The 18,958-nt window shown below is 62.1% G+C and carries 15 protein-coding genes and 1 pseudogene; 9 read left to right on the top strand and 7 right to left on the bottom strand.

The window, feature by feature from the left end:
* Positions 1 to 181: 181 nt before the first annotated feature.
* From rpsL to fusA, 3 genes are all read left to right on the top strand, one after another.
* Positions 182 to 556, top strand: a complete 375-nt coding sequence (gene rpsL, locus ACZ5B4_RS16430; protein ID WP_460184473.1) for a 30S ribosomal protein S12 — start codon at positions 182 to 184, stop codon at positions 554 to 556.
* A gap of 125 nt (positions 557 to 681) precedes the next feature.
* Entirely contained in the window at positions 682 to 1,152 is a 471-nt protein-coding gene (gene rpsG / locus ACZ5B4_RS16425) for a 30S ribosomal protein S7 (RefSeq protein WP_464912313.1), read from the top strand.
* Positions 1,153 to 1,367: 215 nt separating this feature from the next.
* Positions 1,368 to 3,440, top strand: coding sequence for an elongation factor G (fusA, locus tag ACZ5B4_RS16420; protein ID WP_464912312.1), 2,073 nt, complete (start codon positions 1,368 to 1,370; stop codon positions 3,438 to 3,440).
* 84 nt (positions 3,441 to 3,524) lie between these two features.
* Here the strand turns inward: fusA and ACZ5B4_RS16415 are convergent, their stop codons facing one another.
* The 3 genes from ACZ5B4_RS16415 to ACZ5B4_RS16405 all read right to left on the bottom strand — a co-directional run bounded on the left by ACZ5B4_RS16415 (position 3,525) and on the right by ACZ5B4_RS16405 (position 7,089).
* The gene (locus ACZ5B4_RS16415) at positions 3,525 to 5,042 is read right to left on the bottom strand and encodes a sodium:solute symporter family protein (RefSeq protein ID WP_464912311.1); all 1,518 of its coding nucleotides are present in this window, start codon (positions 5,040 to 5,042) and stop codon (positions 3,525 to 3,527) included.
* Between the two features lie 67 nt (positions 5,043 to 5,109).
* A complete protein-coding gene (locus ACZ5B4_RS16410) occupies positions 5,110 to 6,435 on the bottom strand; it encodes a phenylacetate--CoA ligase family protein (protein WP_464912310.1) in 1,326 nt (441 codons plus the stop codon).
* A 213-nt stretch (positions 6,436 to 6,648) separates the two neighbouring features.
* Positions 6,649 to 7,089: an ACT domain-containing protein gene (locus tag ACZ5B4_RS16405; RefSeq protein WP_464912309.1), complete on the bottom strand. Its 441-nt coding sequence runs from the start codon at positions 7,087 to 7,089 to the stop codon at positions 6,649 to 6,651.
* 192 nt (positions 7,090 to 7,281) lie between these two features.
* On the opposite strand from ACZ5B4_RS16405, the gene ACZ5B4_RS16400 reads away from it, so the two are divergent.
* Positions 7,282 to 8,631, top strand: coding sequence for a 3-deoxy-7-phosphoheptulonate synthase class II (locus tag ACZ5B4_RS16400; protein ID WP_464912308.1), 1,350 nt, complete (start codon positions 7,282 to 7,284; stop codon positions 8,629 to 8,631).
* A 331-nt stretch (positions 8,632 to 8,962) separates the two neighbouring features.
* On the opposite strand, the gene feoB is transcribed toward ACZ5B4_RS16400, so the two are convergent.
* Both feoB and ACZ5B4_RS16390 read right to left on the bottom strand, forming a co-directional pair.
* Complete coding sequence (gene feoB / locus ACZ5B4_RS16395) at positions 8,963 to 11,347, bottom strand: ferrous iron transport protein B (protein WP_464912307.1); 2,385 nt, start codon at positions 11,345 to 11,347, stop codon at positions 8,963 to 8,965.
* A 91-nt stretch (positions 11,348 to 11,438) separates the two neighbouring features.
* The gene (locus tag ACZ5B4_RS16390) at positions 11,439 to 11,798 is read right to left on the bottom strand and encodes a FeoA family protein (protein WP_464912306.1); all 360 of its coding nucleotides are present in this window, start codon (positions 11,796 to 11,798) and stop codon (positions 11,439 to 11,441) included.
* Between the two features lie 776 nt (positions 11,799 to 12,574).
* On the opposite strand from ACZ5B4_RS16390, the gene ffh reads away from it, so the two are divergent.
* The 5 genes and pseudogenes from ffh (at position 12,575) to ACZ5B4_RS16365 (ending at position 16,764) form a co-directional block, all read left to right on the top strand.
* Positions 12,575 to 14,056 carry a signal recognition particle protein gene (ffh, locus tag ACZ5B4_RS16385; protein ID WP_464912305.1) on the top strand — a complete coding sequence of 494 codons (1,482 nt, stop codon included), beginning with the start codon at positions 12,575 to 12,577 and terminating at the stop codon, positions 14,054 to 14,056.
* 306 nt (positions 14,057 to 14,362) lie between these two features.
* Entirely contained in the window at positions 14,363 to 14,782 is a 420-nt protein-coding gene (rpsP, locus tag ACZ5B4_RS16380; protein WP_464912304.1) for a 30S ribosomal protein S16, read from the top strand.
* A gap of 11 nt (positions 14,783 to 14,793) precedes the next feature.
* Positions 14,794 to 15,561 carry a tRNA (guanosine(37)-N1)-methyltransferase TrmD gene (gene trmD, locus ACZ5B4_RS16375; protein ID WP_464912303.1) on the top strand — a complete coding sequence of 256 codons (768 nt, stop codon included), beginning with the start codon at positions 14,794 to 14,796 and terminating at the stop codon, positions 15,559 to 15,561.
* A gap of 95 nt (positions 15,562 to 15,656) precedes the next feature.
* Positions 15,657 to 16,004: pseudogene (gene rplS / locus ACZ5B4_RS16370) on the top strand (50S ribosomal protein L19); the annotation flags it as partial.
* A 310-nt stretch (positions 16,005 to 16,314) separates the two neighbouring features.
* Positions 16,315 to 16,764: a YraN family protein gene (locus ACZ5B4_RS16365; protein WP_464912302.1), complete on the top strand. Its 450-nt coding sequence runs from the start codon at positions 16,315 to 16,317 to the stop codon at positions 16,762 to 16,764.
* Here the strand turns inward: ACZ5B4_RS16365 and ACZ5B4_RS16360 are convergent.
* The gene (locus ACZ5B4_RS16360; protein WP_464912301.1) at positions 16,728 to 17,663 is read right to left on the bottom strand and encodes a DMT family transporter; all 936 of its coding nucleotides are present in this window, start codon (positions 17,661 to 17,663) and stop codon (positions 16,728 to 16,730) included. The two genes, ACZ5B4_RS16365 and ACZ5B4_RS16360, sit on opposite strands and share 37 nt — an antisense overlap.
* A complete protein-coding gene (locus tag ACZ5B4_RS16355; RefSeq protein WP_464912300.1) occupies positions 17,660 to 18,907 on the bottom strand; it encodes an FAD:protein FMN transferase in 1,248 nt (415 codons plus the stop codon). Before ACZ5B4_RS16355 ends, ACZ5B4_RS16360 begins: the two co-directional genes overlap by 4 nt.
* Between the last annotated feature and the right edge of the window lie 51 nt (positions 18,908 to 18,958).

The raw sequence follows: 18,958 nt of genomic DNA, 5'->3' as shown, positions 1-18,958 counted from the left end.
GAATTGGTAGGCTTAGAGTTTCCCCCTCCGTTCTTGGCGGAGCCTCACGGAGGGCATACCGCCGAGCCATGGCCCCCTGATCGCGGGGACGTGTGATCGCGGGGACGCTGATTTGCGGCAAACCGGAAGGGGCAGTAGGCCCGACTGATTTCAAGGTGTTATCGACAAAAAGCCATTCGCTATGCCTACGATCAACCAGTTAGTGAGAAAACCGCGGCGGCCGAAGAGAAAGTTCAGCAAGGCTCCGGCGTTAGATCGCTGTCCGCAAAAGCAGGGCGTGTGCCTCATCGTCCGTACCATGACGCCCAAGAAGCCGAACTCGGCTTTGCGGAAGATCGCTCGGGTGCGGCTCAGCAACGGCAAGGAAGTGACGGTATATATCCCGGGGGAAGGCCACAACCTGCAAGAGCACTCGATCGTACTGGTCCGCGGAGGGCGTATTCGCGACCTGCCGGGCGTACGTTACCAGGTCGTTCGAGGTACGCGTGACGCGGCGGGCGTGGCCGATCGTCGGCAGTCGCGCAGTCGTTACGGGGCCAAGAAGCCCGGCAAGTAGTTCCCTGAATGCTCCTCGTCGCAACAACTTGGACGAGAGCGTACGTTTTCGATCGCCGGTTCGCGGCGCTTGATTGCAATGGGATCGGTTTTTTCACGGTGGGATCGGTTCTTTGACGGTGGGATATGGGACGGAAAACAGCCAGTGAAGCCACGCTGAAGCCGGATCCGCGATATGGGTCCCTTCTGGCCGGAAAATTCATCAACTGCATGATGTGGGACGGTAAGAAGAGCATTGCCGAGGCGATCTTCTATCAGGCCCTGGATATTTTGGCCGAGAAGTATCCGGACAAGAGCCCGATCGATGTCTTTACCGAAGCCATCGACAATGTGAAGCCGAACATCGAGGTGCGATCGCGACGGGTAGGCGGTGCCTCGTACCAGGTGCCGATGCAGGTGAACAAGAAGCGGCAGCAGTCCCTGGCCATCCGCTGGGTGCTTCAGGCGGCACGTGATCGGAAGGGAAAACCCATGCACGAAAAACTTGCGGCCGAGTTGGATGCCGCCTACAAGCGTGAGGGAGCCGCGATCACCAAACGGGAGAACGTTCACCGCATGGCCGAGGCCAACAAAGCATTCGCGCACTTTGCGTGGTAATGCTGTCGGGTAATCAAGACACCGCGCCGAAGCACCTTCGGGGCGGTGTTGTTTTGCGCAGGCGGAGGCGGGCGATAAGAAGAGCCGTGATCGCGAGGTTGCATCGCGCCGCCCCCAACGAACATGAGGAGACGACGTGAACAGCACGGCGTTCCGTTTTCGGAACGCGAGGCGAGGGGACGGGGCGGCCGCTACGGCCCCCCGGTGAGGTAGCCATGCCGCGAGACATCAGCCTGATTCGCAATATCGGAATCGTCGCCCATATCGACGCCGGGAAGACCACGCTTACCGAGCGGATGTTGTACTATTGTCACTTCATCCATCGCGTGGGCATGGTGGACGAAGGGACCACCACGACGGACTACGACCCCGAGGAGCAAGAGCGGGGCATTACGATCCTGGCCGCCTGCGTCACCTTCGATTGGAAAGGATACCACGTCAACCTGATCGATACCCCGGGGCACGTCGATTTCACGGCGGAGGTCGAGCGGAGTCTGCGCGTGCTGGACGGCGCCGTGGTCGTCTTCAGCGCCCGGGAAGGCGTTGAGGCGCAAAGTGAAACGGTCTGGCGTCAAGCGGACCGCTACCGCATTCCTCGGCTGGCCTTCGTCAACAAGATGGACCGCGAAGGCGCGGATTTTGAAGGCACGGTGGAGGAAATCCGCGAGCGATTGGAGTGCCGCCCCGTGCCCATCAACATCCCCATCGGTGCCGGGCCGGCGCATTACCCCAATCCTTTCGTCGGCGTCATCGACCTGATCCGCATGAAGGCCTTGCGCTTCGAGGAGAAGGATCGAGAGGCGTTGGTCCTGGAGGAAGAGATTCCGGAAGCGCTCCGCGAGGCGGCTTCCCAATGGCGGATGCGGATGCTGGATCAACTCTCGCTCTACAGCGACCGCATGACCGAGCTGCTCCTATCCGAAGAAGAGGTTCCCGAGGAGCTGATTCACGAGGTCTTGCGGCTGGCGACGATCCAGAACATGGTGGTGCCCTTGATGTGCGGCACGGCGCTACACGGAATCGGTGTTCAGCCGGTACTCGACGCCGTGGTGCGTTATCTTCCCAGCCCGGCCGACATCCCGCCCGTCGAGGGTTACGACGTGGACAAGCCCGACCGCAAACTGACCCGCAAGGCGGATGTCAACGAACCGTTTTGCGGCTTGGTCTTCAAAGTCCAGCCGGAACGCTACGGCGACTTGGATTATGTCCGGGTCTATTCCGGGCGACTCAAGGCGAACAGCCGCGTTTTGAATCCCGGCAAGAACAAGAAGGAAAACGTGCCGCAATTGTGGCGCATCCAGGCCGATCGCCGAGAGCAGATCGAGGCCGTCGAAGCCGGCGACATCGTCGGCATCATGGGAATGCGGTACTCGATCACCGGGGATACCTTGTGCGATCCCAAGCACCCCATTCTGCTGGAATCGATCGTCTTTCCGGAAACGGTGGTGGACACGGCGATCGAGCCGGAAACGACCGCCGACCGCAAGAAGCTCATCGAGGTCTTGGAACTGATGAAACGCCAGGACCCGACCTTCCGTTATCGGGAAAATGAGGAGACGGGGCAAATTCTGATTAGCGGCATGGGCGAACTGCACTTGGAGGTCATCACCCACCGTCTGCTTCGCGACTACCGTTTGCGTTGCCGTGTGCAAAAACCGCGCGTCAGCTATCGGGAAACGATCGAGAAGGCGGTGGAAGCGGTGGGGCAATGCCACCGCAATCTGGGCGGCCAGCAGCTTTGGGCGGAGCTATCCATTCGTATGGAGCCGTTCCATCAAGGCGCCAAGGCGGTGGTCGTCATTCCGGAGTGCGGCGATGCCCTGCCCCCTCCGTTCCTCAAAGCCGCTTGGGAAACGCTGGAGCAACACGGCGAGGGCGGCGGCCTGCTGGGCTTTCCCTTGATGCACGTCAAAGTCTCGATCCTCGGCGGCCGCATCCACGAAACCGACTCCAACGAGCTGGCCTTTCGGCTCGCCGCGGCGGATGCCTTCGAAAAGGCCCTCCGCTCGGCCGGCGTGGTCCTCCTGGAACCGATCATGAAGGTCGAGGTCACCGTTCCCGAGGAATTCGTGGGCGATGTCCTCAGCGACTTGCAGCAGCGGCGCGGGGAGATCGTACGCACCACCGTGCGCGGGAAGAACACGATCATCGAGGCCCGGGCCCCCTTGGCCAACTTGTTCGGCTACAGCAACACGGTTCGCGGTCTGAGCCAAGGTCGGGCATCGGCGGCCATGGAACCGCTGACATACGGCCCCGCTCCGGCCGAGGTGCTGGCCAATTTTCTCTGATTGCGGCGATGCGCTTGCCGGCCCCGTTCTCGCCCCTCGCCGCAACTCCGAACGCCGGCGAGCCGCGTCTTTCCCGCCATCTTCTCATTTGGCGGCGGCGATTTCCGCCAAACCGGCCGGATCATCCAGGACGCCCTCGGATTCCTCCGGTGACTCCTCTTGAAAGGCCCGACGTAAGGCGGCTTGGGACGGCGGGCGAGTATAAACACTGATCAACGGAAACAGCAGCAAGGGCACCGCCATCGCGGTGACCGACGCCACGGGGACAAGACGCTCGCCCCACCACAGGAAGAGGATGTTGGCAAGCCCGACACCGACCGCCATGCAAATCCAGGCGGCGCTTGCCGTGCCTCGCCGCCAATATAGGCCGTACAAATAGGGAGCCAAGAAGGCTCCCGCCACGGAACCCCACGAGAGCGACATCAAAGTCACGATCACGGCGTTCTCTTGTCGAGCGATGAAATACGACAGCACCACGAAAATCCCACTCAAGAACCGCATGAGGGCGAGCGATCGCCGGTTGGAAGCCGCCGGGGCCAGGTACCCCTTATACAAGTCGATGGCGATCGCCGAGGACGAAACCAAGATCAGCGAGGAAAGCGTCGACATCGAGGCGGAGAGAACCAACAACAGGATCAAAGCCATCAAACCCGCCGGCAATTGCCGAGAGAGCAAGTCGGGAATCAATCGGTCGAAGGGGTTGGGTCCCTCGGGAAGACGCTCGACGAATACGTGCGAAAGCGATCCCGTCAGGTAGGCGCAGCCCCCGATCAGCAGCGCAAAGACCGTCGTCACGACGGCCGCTCGGCCGATTTGGCGGGCGTCCTTGATAGAGTAAAACTTTTGCACCATCTGCGGCAGGCCCCAGACGCCGAAGGACGTCATCAGCACGAGGGACACCAAGAGATAGGTCGGGGGCTGATTTTCGGGCGGAATGTGCCGTGCATAGTTGGCGGCCGCGGCTTCCCAAGCCGGAATCGGGCCGCCGGCTTGGTTGAGCAAGACGACCGTCATCGCCACGGCCCCGCCCAGCATGATGATTCCCTGAATGAAGTCGGTCAGCGTAATCGCAAAATACCCGCCGAGAACGAGATAGACTCCGGTCACGGCGGTCATGGCGAGGATGGCCCATTCGTACGGGATGTGAAACTGGACCTCGAAGAGGTGGCCGAGCCCTTTGTAGACGGACGCGGAGTACGGAAGAAGAAAGATGAAGATCAGCAGGGCGGCGAAGATCTTGAGGCCCGGAGACTCGTATCTCGCATGAAAGAATTCCGGCATCGTCATGACGTTGAGCCGCTGCGTCATCACGCGCGTTCTCGAACCGAGGATCAACCAGGCGGCAAGCGAGCCGATGAAGGCGTTTCCCACGGCGATCCAAAGGCTCTTCAGGCCGAATCCCCAGCCGAGCTTTCCGGCGAAACCGATGAACAGAACGGCGGAGAAATAGCTGGTGCCGTAGGCCAGGGCGGAAACCCAGGGGCCGATCGCCCGATTGCCTAGAAAGAAATCGTTGAGGGTTCGCGTCTTCCTCAGCCCCCACCAACCGACACCGATCATCAGAAGCAAATACACCGTGATGAAAACGATCGCGTAGGTCATGGGGAAGCCTCGTTGTTCGGCATGTCTGGGGAGCCGCCGTCCGCGGCCGCGGAGAGGATGCCGCCGATCAATCGTCGATCAGTTTGCGCCGGTCCACGACGCGAGCCGCCTTGCCTTCGAATCGCTGGAGCATGCGCGGACCGACCAGATTGACTCGCATATGCAGGCCGGTCACACTGTGAATCTCCGCGACGATGGCGTCGCGCAAGCGTTGCATCTCACTCATCTTGTCCGAGAATCGATCCGCGGTGACTTCGACGTGAACGGTGACTTGATCCTGGTGCGTGGGCCGATCCACCTCGATTTGGTAGTGCGGCGTCGTCCCCTCCACTTTCAGCAGGGCCTCCTCGATCTGCGAGGGAAAGACGTTCACGCCGCGAATGATCAGCATGTCGTCCGTCCTTCCACGGACGCGCGCCATCCTGATACCGGTTCGACCGCACGGGCACGGCATATCATCCAGTATGGTGAGGTCCCGCGTGCGATAGCGGAGAAGGGGCATGGCCTCTCGCGTCAAGGTGGTGATGACCAGCTCACCGGGGCTGCCCGGCGGCGTCGGTTCGAGCGTTTCCGGGTCGATGCACTCGACGAGAAAATGGTCCTCTTGAATGTGCATCCCGGAGCGCAGGTAACACTCGCCGCTGACCCCCGGGCCGATGGCCTCGCTCAGGCCGTAATTGTTGAACGCCGTGATGCCCAGCCGCTTCTCGATCTCGCGCCGCATGGCCTCCGTCCACGGTTCTCCGCCGAAATGCCCGAACTTGAGAGGCAGCGCGGCCGGATCGACGTTTTGGTTTTCCAGCTCTTCGGCGATCGTCAGAGCATAGCTGGGCGTGCAAATCAAGACGTCGGGCCGGAGGTCTTTGAGGAGCAGCACCTGCCGACGGGTGTTGCCGGAGGCAGCCGGGATGACAGCCGCCCCCACGGTTTCCACTCCGTAGTGCAAACCGAATCCGCCCGTAAACAGCCCATAGCCGAATGCGATTTGCACCGTGTGGTGCGGTCGCAGCCCTCCCGCGACAAGGAATCGCGCGCAGAGGTCGCCCCAGATGGCGCGGTCTTGAGCCGTGTAGGCCACAAACGTGGGTTGCCCCGTCGTACCCGACGAGCCGTGATAGCGCACGACCCGCGACCGATCGACGGCCAGAAAACCCAACGGATAGTGGTCGCGAAGATCGGCCTTGGTCGTGAAGGGCAAGCGGCGGACGTCCGCCGGATCACGGATGTCGTCGGGGTCGAGGCGTGATCGGGCAAAAGCCTGCCGATAGAAAGGCACCTCCGCGACGCGCCGCACGCATTCCCGCAACCGGGCAAGTTGCAAGGCCCTCAATTCCTCCCGGGGGAGCGTCTCCGCGCGGTTCCAAATCAGATTGTCGATGGGTGCGGCATCCATAGACCGACCTTGGCCTCGTTTTCAGGGAGAGCGGCCGGGGGGGACCGCGGCGGTGTGGGACGGTCTCCGCCGCCGACTTGGATCGCTTTGGCGGCCAATGCGTCGAGAGCACGGGGACCGCGGCGGTGTGGGACGGTCTCCGCCGCCGACACGCTGAACCGGGCGTGTGCCCGAACTTTCCGCGACGCGGCGTCCTCACGATAGAACCGCGGATCACGCTTTCGCCCGCTCGAATAGATCCACGCCTTGGAGCACATTGAATCCGCGGCGTTGCAGGGCCGCAATGGCCGCGTCCGGCTCGTCGAAGCGAAAGATCATGATCGCCCTTCCGCCTGAACGAAACGTGAAAGCGTACATATACTCGATGTTGATGCCCGCCTCTTGCACGACGGCCAGCAACTCGGCCAGACCGCCGGGACGATCTTCCACCTCGGTCGCGACCACGTCGGTGACGGTCACGACGTTGCCGGCACGTTCCAGGACCTCCTTCGTCCCGACCCAATCCTCGACGATCAGGCGAAGAATGCCGAATTGCTCGGTATCCGCCAAAGACAAGGTGAGAATATTGATGTTCTTTTCGGCGAGCAACCGACAAACCGCGCTGAGGTGGCCCGGCTTGTTTTCCAAGAATAGCGAAATTTGTTTGAGTTTCATCGTCTCCCTCCCGAGACCGGCGACGGCGGGCTATGGCGGCGGTCGCTTCCCCTTCGAGGACCGACTTTGCTTGCCGGGGAAATTAGATCATAACGGAATTCCGGGGCCGTGGGCAATCGCCTTGGTTGCGACCGCGGCCGAAAAGAACACCGGCGGCGGCAGAGCCGCCCGTAGCAAAGGGGATATTGGGAAATGAGTGACGAGTGGAGTCCCGCCGGTTGGCAGCGAAAACCGTTGACGCAACCCATCGACTATCCCGATCGCAATCAGTTGGACGATGCGGTTCGGCGGCTATCCCGATTTCCGCCGCTGGTAACGAGTTGGGAAATCGAGACGCTCAAATCGCAGTTGGCGGAGGCCGCGCGCGGCGAGAGGTTCCTGTTGCAGGGCGGAGACTGCGCCGAGACCTTCGAGGATTGCTGCTCGAGCATCATTGCCAACAAACTCAAGATCTTGCTCAAGATGAGCCTGATCCTCACGTTCGGCGGAAAGACGCGAATCATTCGCGTGGGCCGGATGGCAGGCCAGTACGCGAAACCCCGTTCGCAGTTGGTGGAAACTCGCGACGGGGTGACGCTGCCGGCCTATCGCGGCGCGATGATCAACCGGCCGGAATTCTCGCCGGCGGCGCGAACGCCGGACCCGGAATTGATGATTCGGGCGTATCTGCACGCCGCGCTGACGCTCAACTTCGTGCGGTCGCTGGTCCAGGGGGGATTCGCCGATTTGCGGCATCCCGAGTTTTGGGACCTTCGCTTCGTCGATGTCTCGTCGCGATCGCACGAATATCGACGCATGTTGAAGGCGATCGGCCGGGCGGTCAGCTTCCTGGAGGCCGTGGAGGAACGTCCCTTGGCGGAACTGGGACGGGCGGAATTCTTCACCAGCCACGAAGGGCTGAATCTCTGGTACGAGCAGGCGCAAACGCGCCGCGTGCCGCGACGCCCCGGTTGGTACGACTTGTCCACGCACTTTCCCTGGATCGGCGACCGCACGCGGGAGATCGGAGGCGGTCACGTCGAGTTCTTTCGCGGTATCGCCAACCCCGTCGCGGTCAAGATCGGGGCGCGGTGCGAACCGGACGAATTGCTGGAATTGACCCGCGTCTTGAATCCCGACAACGCCCCGGGAAAGTTGACCATCATCCATCGCTTCGGCGCCGATCGGATCGCGAGCCGTCTGCCCCAGCTCATCGAAATCCTGAAGCGGCATGAGCGCCGCGTGGTATGGTCCTGCGACCCCATGCACGGCAACACGATTTCTCTCGGCAACGGACTGAAGACGCGGCGTTTCGACGACATCCTACGCGAGGTTGTGCAAGCCTTCTCGATCCACCAAGCGATGGGCGGCAGGCTCAACGGGGTACACTTCGAACTGTCCGGCGAGGACGTTACGGAATGCGTCGGCGGGGCGCGGGGCACGACCGAGGCCGATTTGAGCCGCGCGTACCAAAGTCAAGTCGATCCGCGCTTGAATTACGAGCAGGCCATGGAAATAGCTCTGCTCATTTCTCGATGCATGCAAGGACGAGCCCCCGCCTAGCCTAACCGGCCGAGACGGCGCTCGAACGCACCCGCGTAAGTCAAACGGATACGCGAGTCCGCGGCCGAATCGCCGAGCCGAGCGGGCAATGCGTGCAGCCCGCGCAGGTGGGAGTCTCTTCGGACACATTCCGGAGAGACCGGAAATGCCGCACCAAGTACGCGACGGCTACGGCAACCGTGATCCACGCGGAGATGTCTTGCCACGCGATGGACATAAGCGTTTTACCGGTTGATGAAGCACGCTTTTGTAGCCAAGGGAAACCCGGACGAGGCCGCAACGGACGTCGGCGCCACCTTTCGTCGACTCCCTTGCCCGTGCCGGAGTAAACCTATCCACCTAGAATTCTAAACCCGACCTGGTAGGTGACAAGCGCACCAAAGTACGCAAGTGTGGTCATGTAGGTGAACGTGAAGATCGGCCAGAAGAGGCTGTTGGTTTCTCGCCGGATGACTGCCAGAGTGGCCGCGCATTGCGCGCACAAAGCGAAAAAGACCATGATGGAAAGGGCGACCGGTATGTTGAAGACCGGGCGATCGGTTCCCTCCCAAACGGCGGACTGAAGCCGGGCGTGCAGCTCTACCTCCCTCTGTTCGGACGCCGCGTCCGGATCGCTTTCGGATCCGCCCAAGTTGAACATCACTCCAAGCGTGGCGACGACCACCTCTCGCGCCGGGAAAGAGGCGACGACCGCCGTCCCAATCCGCCAGTCCCAGCCCAGCGGGCGAAAGACGGGCTCCATCAACCGGCCCAGCCGCCCCATCCAGCTTTGCCGTTGGTAAGCCGTTTGGATCTCGCTTTGCAACTCGGCCAAGCGAGCTTGGACACTTTGGCGATCCGGCGCGTCCGCCGGCAGGTGATCGAGGCGTTCCCGAAGCTGCGCGAGTTCCGCCGCGTAAGGGGCCTCCACGATTTCGGCGTTGTGCGGGTAATAGAGCAGCGCCCAAACGACGATGGAGACCGCCAAGATCAAGGTGCCGGCATTGCGGACGAAGACCACCACGCGCTCCCAGACCCGCAGGAATACCGTCCGCGGCGAGGGAAACTTGTAGGCGGGCAACTCGAGGACGAACGAGGGCGGACCGCCGCGGAAGAACACGCGTTTCAAGAGCAAGGCCACCACCACGGCCACACCGATGCCAATGGCATACAGTCCCGTCAAAACGAGTCCCCGCAGGCTCACCATGCCCCACAAATAGCGATGGTCGGGGATGAAGACGTAGATCAGAAGTCCGTAGACCGGCAGCCTGGCCGAGCACGTCATGAGCGGAGCGATCAAGATCGTGGTCAAGCGGTCCCGCTCGTTCTCGATGGTCCGCGTCGCCATGATGCCGGGGACCGCACAGGCGAAACTCGAAAGCATGGGGATGAACGATTTGCCGCTCAACCCGATGCGCGCCATGAATCGGTCCATGAGATACGCGGACCGCGCGATATAGCCGCAGTCTTCCAGCACGGCGATAAAGGCGAAGAGGATGGCGATTTGCGGGACGAACGTGAGCACCGCCCCGACGCCGCTGAGCACCCCGTCCACGACCAGGCTGTGCATGGCGCCGGGTGGAATCGCTTGGGAAGCCAGGCCGGCCAAAGATTGCACACCCCAGTCGATGGCTTGACTGAAAGGTTCGGCCGCTCGAAAAACGGCCTGGAACATGACGGTCATCACCAAAGCGAAGATCAGCGTTCCCCAAAAGCGGTGCATGAGCACCGCATCCAGCCGGTCGGTAAACGTACTCTCATCCTCTTCCGGATAAGTCACGACGTCCCGCAGGACTTCCGCGACCCACCGATACCGGCTCTGAACCTCGATTTCATAGACCGGCACCCCGCGGGCGGCGATCTCGGCCCGCGCTTCCTGGATGAGCCTCCCGGCAGCCGGGGCATCCTTGCCGAAGAATTGGTTTTGCAAGAATCCGCTCTGGTCCAGCAGGAGCCGCTCCACCCAGAACCGCGTCTGCCAGTCCGGTCGAACCCCGCCCGATGCGGCGGCTGATGGATCGGCGAAGCCGTTGCCGTCCGGCGTCATTTCCTGCGACGGCGACGCCGCCTCGGCCACATCGTGCACGTGGGTCACGGCCCGCTCGGGGCAGATCGCGGCAAGCAAGCCCTTCTCCGTAAGCCGCGCCGCAAGTCGATCCGTTTCGGCGACAAGAACGTCCGGCAAGGCCGGCGACCGAGGTTCCGGCGGCGATTCCACCACGCGGCTGATCGCCTCTTCCAGAGCCTCCAATCCTTTCGACAGATGCGCCTGAACAGGTACGACGGGCACGCCCAAGGCCCGGGACAGGGCCTCCGTGTCGATTGAAATGCCCCTGCGTTGCGCTACGTCCACCATCGTCAGGGCGACAACGGTGGGAATTCCCAACCCCAACACTTGCCCGACCAAGTAAAGATTGCGTTCCAAGTTGGAAGCATCCACCACGCAGACGATGACGTCGACCGGCGGGACGCCTTTTTCTTGGCCCAGCAATACTTGAACCGCCACAAGTTCATCACGCGAGCGAACGGCCAGGCTATACAAGCCGGGGAGGTCTACGGCTTCGAAGTTTCGACCTTGGTAGCGAAACCGCCCCGTGCGCTTCTCCACGGTTACCCCGGGATAATTGCCCACTCGCTGGTAGATACCCACCAGAGCGCTGAAAAGGGTGGACTTGCCGGTGTTGGGATTCCCGAGAAGGGCGACCGTAATGCTGCGTTTCTCGGAAGCGACGCTCATGGGCGGAAAAGCGGGTGTGGCGGGATGACGCTCAACGGGAAAACGGAGGATTTCACAAAGCGCTAGGCATGACGTCCATCACGCGGTCGCATCAATCGGCACAACCGCGGCCGTGCCTACAGCGATGCCGATGCCGACGCCCGCCAACGGAAACGACGCCCGGATCGATCAGCTCCACCAGAATCTGCACATGGTCGGCCCGCAGGCACAGCTTGCTCCCTCCCACGTGCACGATACAGGGATTGCCGGGGCGAAACACACGAATCTCCCTGCCTTTGCACAGACCGATCTCTTGCAACCGATGAGCGGCGTCACCGTTGGCTTGCAGCTCTACAATGATACCACGATCCCCGGCCCGTAGCCGATTCAGAGGCAAAGGTTCCCCGGCGGTCCGAACCATCGCTGATTCCAACAATTGCGGATCGGCCGAGCGTTCACTGGGACGGATCATGGGAAAGCCCTTGCCGGAATTGCCGGCCCTGCTTGGATGCCGAAATCCCCGATTGTGGAACCGGTTCCCCGGCGTCACGTCGATATCGGAAGGAACCGGGTCCTCTTCGGCTGCAACAATTCGAAATTACGGTGCTTTATTACGAGAATCACGCTACGCAAAAAATGAGAACCAGTCTCATTATTTTGATTATACGCCCGCCACGCGGGAGGTTCAAGGGTGCAGTGCCGAGGGGCAACGGAATTTTCCATCCCCGAGATGGGCGGCAGCTTGCTTGACCGCCGCACCATCGCCCGACGACGGCTGCCAGATCTCGACGCTTGCCACATCTCGACGCTTGCCACATTTCGACAACTGCTACATTTCGCGGTCGCGCCTTCCCCAATCAACTCCCCGACGGGCGAGGACGCATGCCTGAGACGCATGGCCCGGCCGAGGCATTGCCGAGCCGCAAGCGGCCGCGCGTTGTGCTCGATTGCCACTTTTCGCCATGTTCCGCTAAGATAAAGCTGAATCGTCCGATACGATCGGTTGCTCCCGGGGCGTGTAACTTACGCTTGAAGCGGCTTCGGAGCAAGGGGAAGGGAATTCCCCGCTCAGAGTGCGAAGGCGGGTGCCGCCGGCGCTTACTCTACGGCAACGCCGGGTGGATACGCCGACGGGATGCCGGCCGTGAATATTTCGTTAATCTCGGCGTGCCGGGGGCCGGCACCGCCGACCGGGATGCTCGGGAGTACGTCTTCCCGCCCTCGGCGAATCAAACTTGAGAGGCTGATATGTTCGAGAGATTGCAGGTCGGGCTTTCCAACGCCTTGCGGACGCTCGCCGGTCAGGGAAAGTTGACTGAAGCGAACATGCGAGAAGGCTTGCAGCTTGTCCAGCAAGCTCTGCTCGACGCCGACGTCAGCCTTCCCGTGGTGAAAGCCTTCGTCGAGAAAGTGGCCGCGGAGGCCAAGGGCGAACGCGTCGCCCGGTCGTTGCGACCGACCCATCAATTGCTGGCCATCGTTTACGAACAATTGACGGCCCTGATGGGACCGGTCGACCACGAAATCAAGATCAAGCCGTCCGGCAGCGTGTTGATGCTGTGCGGGCTGCAAGGCTCGGGCAAAACCACAACCTGCGCGAAGCTGGCGAGGCTGCTACGAGCGAAAGGGGCCTCTCCCATGCTGGTGGCGGCCGACTTGCAGCGTCCCGCCGCCATCGAACAGTTGCAGATCCTCGGCGAGCGGTTGGGGGTGCCGGTTTACGTCGAGCCGGGGGCCTCCGATCCCGTGGAGGTCTGCCGCCTCGCCGTAGCCCAGGCCCCGAAGTCGGGGGCGAACGTCGTCATCTTGGACACGGCGGGGCGCCTTCACGTGGATATGGATTTGATGCGGCAATTGGAGGCCATCGACCGCAAGGTCGGACCCGACCAGGTCTACCTGGTCGTGGATGCCATGACCGGCCAAGACGCCGTCCGCAGCGCCCGAGCCTTCCACGAGGCCTTGACCCTCGACGGCGTCATTCTGACCAAGCTGGACGGGGATGCTCGCGGCGGGGCTGCGCTCTCGGTGAAGTACGTCACCGGGGTGCCCATCAAGTTCATCGGGACCGGCGAGCAAATCGATGCTTTGGAGGAGTTCCACCCCGAGCGAATTGCCGGCCGAATCCTGGGCCAAGGCGATTTGATGAGCCTGATCGACCAAGCCCGCCGCAAGATCGATCAGGAGGCCATGGTCGAGCAGCAAAAACGGATCATGGCCGGCGAGTTCACGCTCGATGATTTTCGCAACCTGCTGGACCAGACGAGCCGATTGGGGCCGATTCAGAATGTGCTTGCCATGCTCCCCGGGATGAGTGGAATCCTGGGAGCCTTGGAGAGCGATGACGTGGATGCCGCAGCCTCGATTCGACGCATTCGCGGCATCATCGACTCCATGACTCCGGAGGAGCGCCGCAATCCGGATATCATCGATATTAGCCGTCGCCGACGGATTGCCGCCGGGGCAGGCGTCCCCCCTCACGAGGTCAGCGAACTGACGCGAATCTACGATCCGGTCGCGGATATGATGCGCAAGATGGCATCCCTCAATGCCCGGGGTCGCATCCAGATGATCCAACAGCTCTCCCGTCAAATGATGAGCAGCCCGGAGTCGCTGCTATCCCGCCAAAAGAAGGGTACGGGCAAGAGACTGGGGGCGGCCGAAAAGGCGGCCTTGCGGAAACAAAGAGAGCGCGAGTTGCGACGTCTGAAGCGCGAAAAAAAGAAAAAATAGCTTCCCTGGTTTGGGGTACAGTCCCCGACAGGCGGTTTTTCCCTTTCGGCCTCGCCTCCGGTCATTGCAAGTTTTGACGCAATTCGTCAGAATAGAGGTTCGCTTCGGGCGAATCGGCGGGGACATTCTCACCGCGGGCAGCCGCGGCGGGCAAGCGCATCGGCCCGGCGAATCGGCGACGACCTCCGTTCATCGGATGGATAGCTCGGCCCCACGGCGATATCCCGCGAGGAGCGGATCGCCGAGACGAGGGCCGGGGCGTTACCGTAGCGACGAATTCCAGTAGTTCCAAAAGGAGATATTTTCGTGGCAGTTCGCATCCGCATGAAGAAAATGGGCAGAAAGCACCGCCCGTTCTTCCGAATTTGTGCTACCGATGCTCGATCGCCGCGGGACGGGCGGGTCATCGAAGAGTTGGGGACCTACGATCCGATGATTGCGGAGACGGATGCTCGCGTCACGTTGAATATCGAAAGGATTCAGTACTGGCTCGGCGTCGGCGCCTTACCCAGCGAAAAGGTGGCCGTCTTGATCAAAAAGTACGGCCCCAATGGGACGCATCTGCAACAGCAAAAAGAGGCCGTCGAGCGATTGCAGCAGAAGCGCGCCATGCGCCGCGCGGCAGCACAGCAGGCGGCGGCTCTGGCAGGGCAGCGCAAGGCCCTCCGCGAACAAGTCGCAGAAGATGCCGATTCCGACACCGCTGATGAGGATTCCACCGACTGAGCGGAACGGATATGCGGATCGACGTCTTGACGCTTTTCCCGGAAATGTTCCGCGGTTTTCTCGAGGAAAGCGTCCTGGCCAAGGCGATCGATCGCGGGTTGATTCGGGTTGTTCTCCACAATATCCGCGATTGGAGTCACGACAAGAAACATCACAAAATCGATGATCGGCCGTTCGGCGGAGGGCCGGGCATGGTGCTGATGGCGCCGCCGGTGGTCGAGTGCGTCGAGGCGGTCCAGGCTCAATCCGAAGCCGGGCATTTGGTCCTACTGACGCCGCAGGGAAGACCCTTGGTTCAGGAAGTCGTGGAGGAATTGGCTCGGTACCCACGCTTGTTGCTGTTGTGCGGGAGGTATGAAGGATTCGACGAACGGGTGCGGCAGATTTTGCGGCCCGATGAAATATCCATCGGCGATTACGTGCTGAGCGGCGGCGAAGTGCCCGCCATGGTCGTCATCGAGGCCGTCTCGCGCCTGATTCCCGGAGTGTTGGGCGACGAAGAGAGTTGCGAGCGAGATTCCTTTTCCGGCCCCGATCGGTTGCTGGATCACGCCCAGTATACCCGGCCGAGGTGCTACCGTGGGCTGGAGGTGCCGGCGGTATTGTTGAGCGGAAACCATACGGCCATCGCGAGGTGGCGCTTGCAGGACAGCAGACAACGTACGGCGGCGCGGCGGAAGACTCCGATCCGGGATGCTTCAGCCGCGAAGGTGAGCGACGGACTCGGACATAGTGACGCGGAGACGAACGAGCAAAGCCGAACGAGAGAGGCGGACTAACAAATATCGTTGAAAAGTCGGGACGCTTGTCGGATTCAAAATTCGCCGTCCGGCGCCGAGGCACGAATCCGGCGTTTTGATGAGAGAAGGTAGCCATGAATAAGCGGGAATTGATCGAAGCGGTCGAGCAACCGTGCCTGAAAAGCGAAGTACCGTACTTCGAAGTGGGCGACACGGTCGACGTCCACTGCCGGATCGTCGAGGGAAATAACGAGCGTATTCAGGTCTTCAACGGCGTCGTGATCGCCCGCAGCGGATCGGGTACCCGAGAGATGTTCACGGTCCGCCGCATCGTTCAAGGTGAAGGCGTGGAACGCAAGTTCCCCTTGCACTCGCCGTTCATCGCCAAAATCGAGGTCAAACGGGCGGCCATCGTCCGGCGGGCCAAGTTGTACTACCTCCGCGATCGCATCGGGAAAGCCGTGCGTCTGCGGGAGCGCCGTCCCGATCAGATGAAAAAGCGGCAAAATCGAGAGGCCGCTTGGTATCGCAAGCAGGCCGCCAAGGCCCAGAAGCACGCTGGTGCATGACCGGCCATTTCCGCCGCGTACCAAAGCGGGCGTGCCGAAGCGAAGTTCCACCGGGCTTCCCGCCCTCGATCGGGGAGGGAAAAAGCTTGATGACCGATCCTGAAGGAGGAAGCCTCTTCCCAGGGATTTGAGAATGCCCCTTCCTTTCGCGTTTGCCGGGTTGCGGTCCTTCCGTTTCCGGCAAACGCGTTTTTTTTCGCGCGTGGGGAGTCTCCTCGGCCGAGTGCGATCGTGCCTGGGCGATCGGTTGTTTAAGACCGGGGGCCGAAGGGCCCGGTCACCGCAAGAGTCGCGGTCCGCGCACCTGGAGGTGGGCCGGCGGGGCGAAATCGCGGCCGCCGCACACTTGGAAGCGTTGGGCTACCGCGTCCTGTTTCGGAATATCCGCATCGCCGGCGGCGAGCTGGATATCATCGCTCTGCACGAAAAAACCGTGGTCTTCGTGGAAGTCAAAAGTCGCCTCGGAGAATCGGCCGCGGCCTGGGAGCGCGTGGATGAAAAGAAGCGGCGTTTCCTGCTCCGGGCCGCTCGGGCCTACGCTCGGCAAAAGAACTTGCAGGGCTTTTCTCAACGCTTCGACGTCGTCACGGTGTGCTGGCCGTCGCACGATACCGCGGATGCCCCGGTGGTGCGGGTCTATCGCAACGCATTCTCCGAGGTTCGGGAACCATGATCGGCTGCACCGGTCCCGCCGCCGGTGGAACGGTAACGCCGACGCGCGGAAAGAAACTCCCAAACGACGTACCGCAAAAACAGCCCGGCCAGGATGAGGCCGGCGCCCGACAACGTCCACCAGGCTGGCCGCTCGCCCCAGACCAAAAAGGCCCAGACGGGGCTGAGGATGGGTTCCGTGAGTGCAATCGCCACGGCCTCCTGACTGGAAACGACGCGCAAGCCGCGGGACAAGAGGATATAAGGCGCTGCCATTTGCAGGCCGCCGAAGGCCGCCAGCCAAAGCAGTTGTTTGGCGTCCGGCACGACACCCAATCGTAGCACGACCGGCACCAACAAGATCGCGGCCGCCCCGAGATTGACCGCCGTGAGCCAGACGGCGTTCTCGCCGCGGAGCTGCCGCAACGTCACCACCACCCCGGCGTAGAAGACGCCGGATAGGATGCCGGACAAGACGCCGACCCGTGAGCCGGTCGTACCGCTGCCCAGCTCGAAACCCAGGATCAGCAAAACGCCGAGGCCGGCGCAGACCAGCGGCAAGGCGTCCTTGCGATCCATGGGTTCGCGAAAGATCAACAGCGTTGCCAGAAGGACCCAGAACGGGGCCAAGTTCTGTAGCCAAATGGCGTTGGCGGCCGTGCTGCGTACCATCGCGGTCAGAAAGGTCACGTTCATGCCGGCGAAGCACAGCACCATCGGCACCAAAAGGGGCCGAAACCGCGCGCCGCGCACGCCCGGCAATAAGATCAACGCCGCGAAGAACGCCCGCCAGAACGCGAAGATCAACCCCCGCCATTCCTGCGGCCAGTCGGCGAAGAAATCCGCCTTGGCGAAGATGCCGCTGGAACTCCACAAGACGGCGGCCGCCAGGACGCTGAGCCGCCCCATCGTCTTGGTCATGGCGTCGCCTCCGCAGCGGAAGCGAGAGATTCACGAGACAGGTCCGACCAGCGTCGGGAGCGATAGACTGCCGTCTTTTCTTGCTCCGTCTGGAGGATCAAAGCGGCCGTATCCTGCAAGGTGTCGATGAGGGGCAAGCCGGCCTCCGGCCCGAGTACGCTGATCGCGGTGGCCCAGGCGTCGGCGGCGGCTCCCGTCGGGGCGATGACCATGACCTCGCGGGGCGTCGTGATGCCTAAGCCGGTCTTCGGGTCGAGAATGTGCGAGTATCGCACTCCATCGATGATGACGAATCGGTAACGATCGCCCGACGTCGCCGTGCCGCAATTACGCAACGTTGCGAACAAGCGGGGCGGCTTGTCCGGTTCCAACGGCGCGACGGCGATGACCCAGCCCTCGCGGCCGGGCGGCGGATCGCCCAAACCGATGTCGCCCCCCAAGTCCACCAGCGAGCGGGAGACGCCGTTCTCCCGCAACACCTGGAGGGCTGCGTCCACGGCATAACCCTTGGCGATCGCTCCGAAATCCAGCCGCATTCCCGGCACGGTCAATTCCACGGTACGAGCCGCCGCGTCCAGGCGAACCTTGTCGAATCCCACGGCTTGCCGGGCTTCCTCGAATCGCCGGGGGGGAGGCAGCTCTCCGAGGGTCCGCGTACGGCGCCACAGCCGGATCAGCGGCCCCAACGTCACATCGAACGCGCCGTCGCTTTGTCGCGAAATCTCCAAGCTGAGGGACAGCAGCTCCCATAAGTCGGGCCCGACGGGTACCGCTTGACCGCGGCCTGCCGTTTCGCACAGACGCCGCGCCTCGCTGTCTTCCTCATAATCGCTGAAAACGGCATTCAGATCGCGGATGCGGGAAGCCGCTTGCCGACACGCCGCGGTCGCGTGTTCCGCTGATGCGTGGTAGCACACGATCCGCAGCGGCGCGGCCATCTCCTCCCCTTCCCAAACCACGCGCTGCAACGGCTGCGCCGCCCCCTCGGCCCCGTTCCCTCCGGCTTCAAATGCTTGGCCTCGGCATTGGCGGTTCCGCTCGGGGAACGACTCCGCGAGCGAGAATCGCACCATGACCGCGAGCGATACGACTACCGCGACGAACGCCGGAAACGCACGTGTATCCATCAATATGCTTAGGTAGTGGCGAGCCGAATCACCGGTCCGCCACAAATAGGGAGCGCCCCTGGGTACCGTCGAACTTGGGAGATGGGTCGGCAAGAGGCTCAGCATGGTAATGGGCATGGCGCGGAATCGCTCGGGAAAGCACTCCCCACAACTCCTAGAGACGGCTTT

Source organism: Thermogutta hypogea, from assembly GCF_055386265.1.
Note: the sequence above shows the minus strand (reverse complement) of the source record. Positions and strands in the feature narration are given on the sequence as shown.

Bases quoted from the DNA above. Each gene is read 5' to 3' on its own strand.
- rpsL (WP_460184473.1), top strand. From the start codon at position 182: ATGCCTACGATCAACCAGTTAGTGAGAAAACCGCGGCGGCCGAAGAGA.
- rpsG (WP_464912313.1), top strand. From the start codon at position 682: ATGGGACGGAAAACAGCCAGTGAAGCCACGCTGAAGCCGGATCCGCGA.
- fusA (WP_464912312.1), top strand. From the start codon at position 1,368: ATGCCGCGAGACATCAGCCTGATTCGCAATATCGGAATCGTCGCCCAT.
- ACZ5B4_RS16415 (WP_464912311.1), bottom strand. From the start codon at position 5,042: ATGACCTACGCGATCGTTTTCATCACGGTGTATTTGCTTCTGATGATC.
- ACZ5B4_RS16410 (WP_464912310.1), bottom strand. From the start codon at position 6,435: ATGGATGCCGCACCCATCGACAATCTGATTTGGAACCGCGCGGAGACG.
- ACZ5B4_RS16405 (WP_464912309.1), bottom strand. From the start codon at position 7,089: ATGAAACTCAAACAAATTTCGCTATTCTTGGAAAACAAGCCGGGCCAC.
- ACZ5B4_RS16400 (WP_464912308.1), top strand. From the start codon at position 7,282: ATGAGTGACGAGTGGAGTCCCGCCGGTTGGCAGCGAAAACCGTTGACG.
- feoB (WP_464912307.1), bottom strand. From the start codon at position 11,347: ATGAGCGTCGCTTCCGAGAAACGCAGCATTACGGTCGCCCTTCTCGGG.
- ACZ5B4_RS16390 (WP_464912306.1), bottom strand. From the start codon at position 11,798: ATGATCCGTCCCAGTGAACGCTCGGCCGATCCGCAATTGTTGGAATCA.
- ffh (WP_464912305.1), top strand. From the start codon at position 12,575: ATGTTCGAGAGATTGCAGGTCGGGCTTTCCAACGCCTTGCGGACGCTC.
- trmD (WP_464912303.1), top strand. From the start codon at position 14,794: ATGCGGATCGACGTCTTGACGCTTTTCCCGGAAATGTTCCGCGGTTTT.
- ACZ5B4_RS16360 (WP_464912301.1), bottom strand. From the start codon at position 17,663: ATGACCAAGACGATGGGGCGGCTCAGCGTCCTGGCGGCCGCCGTCTTG.
- ACZ5B4_RS16355 (WP_464912300.1), bottom strand. From the start codon at position 18,907: ATGCCCATTACCATGCTGAGCCTCTTGCCGACCCATCTCCCAAGTTCG.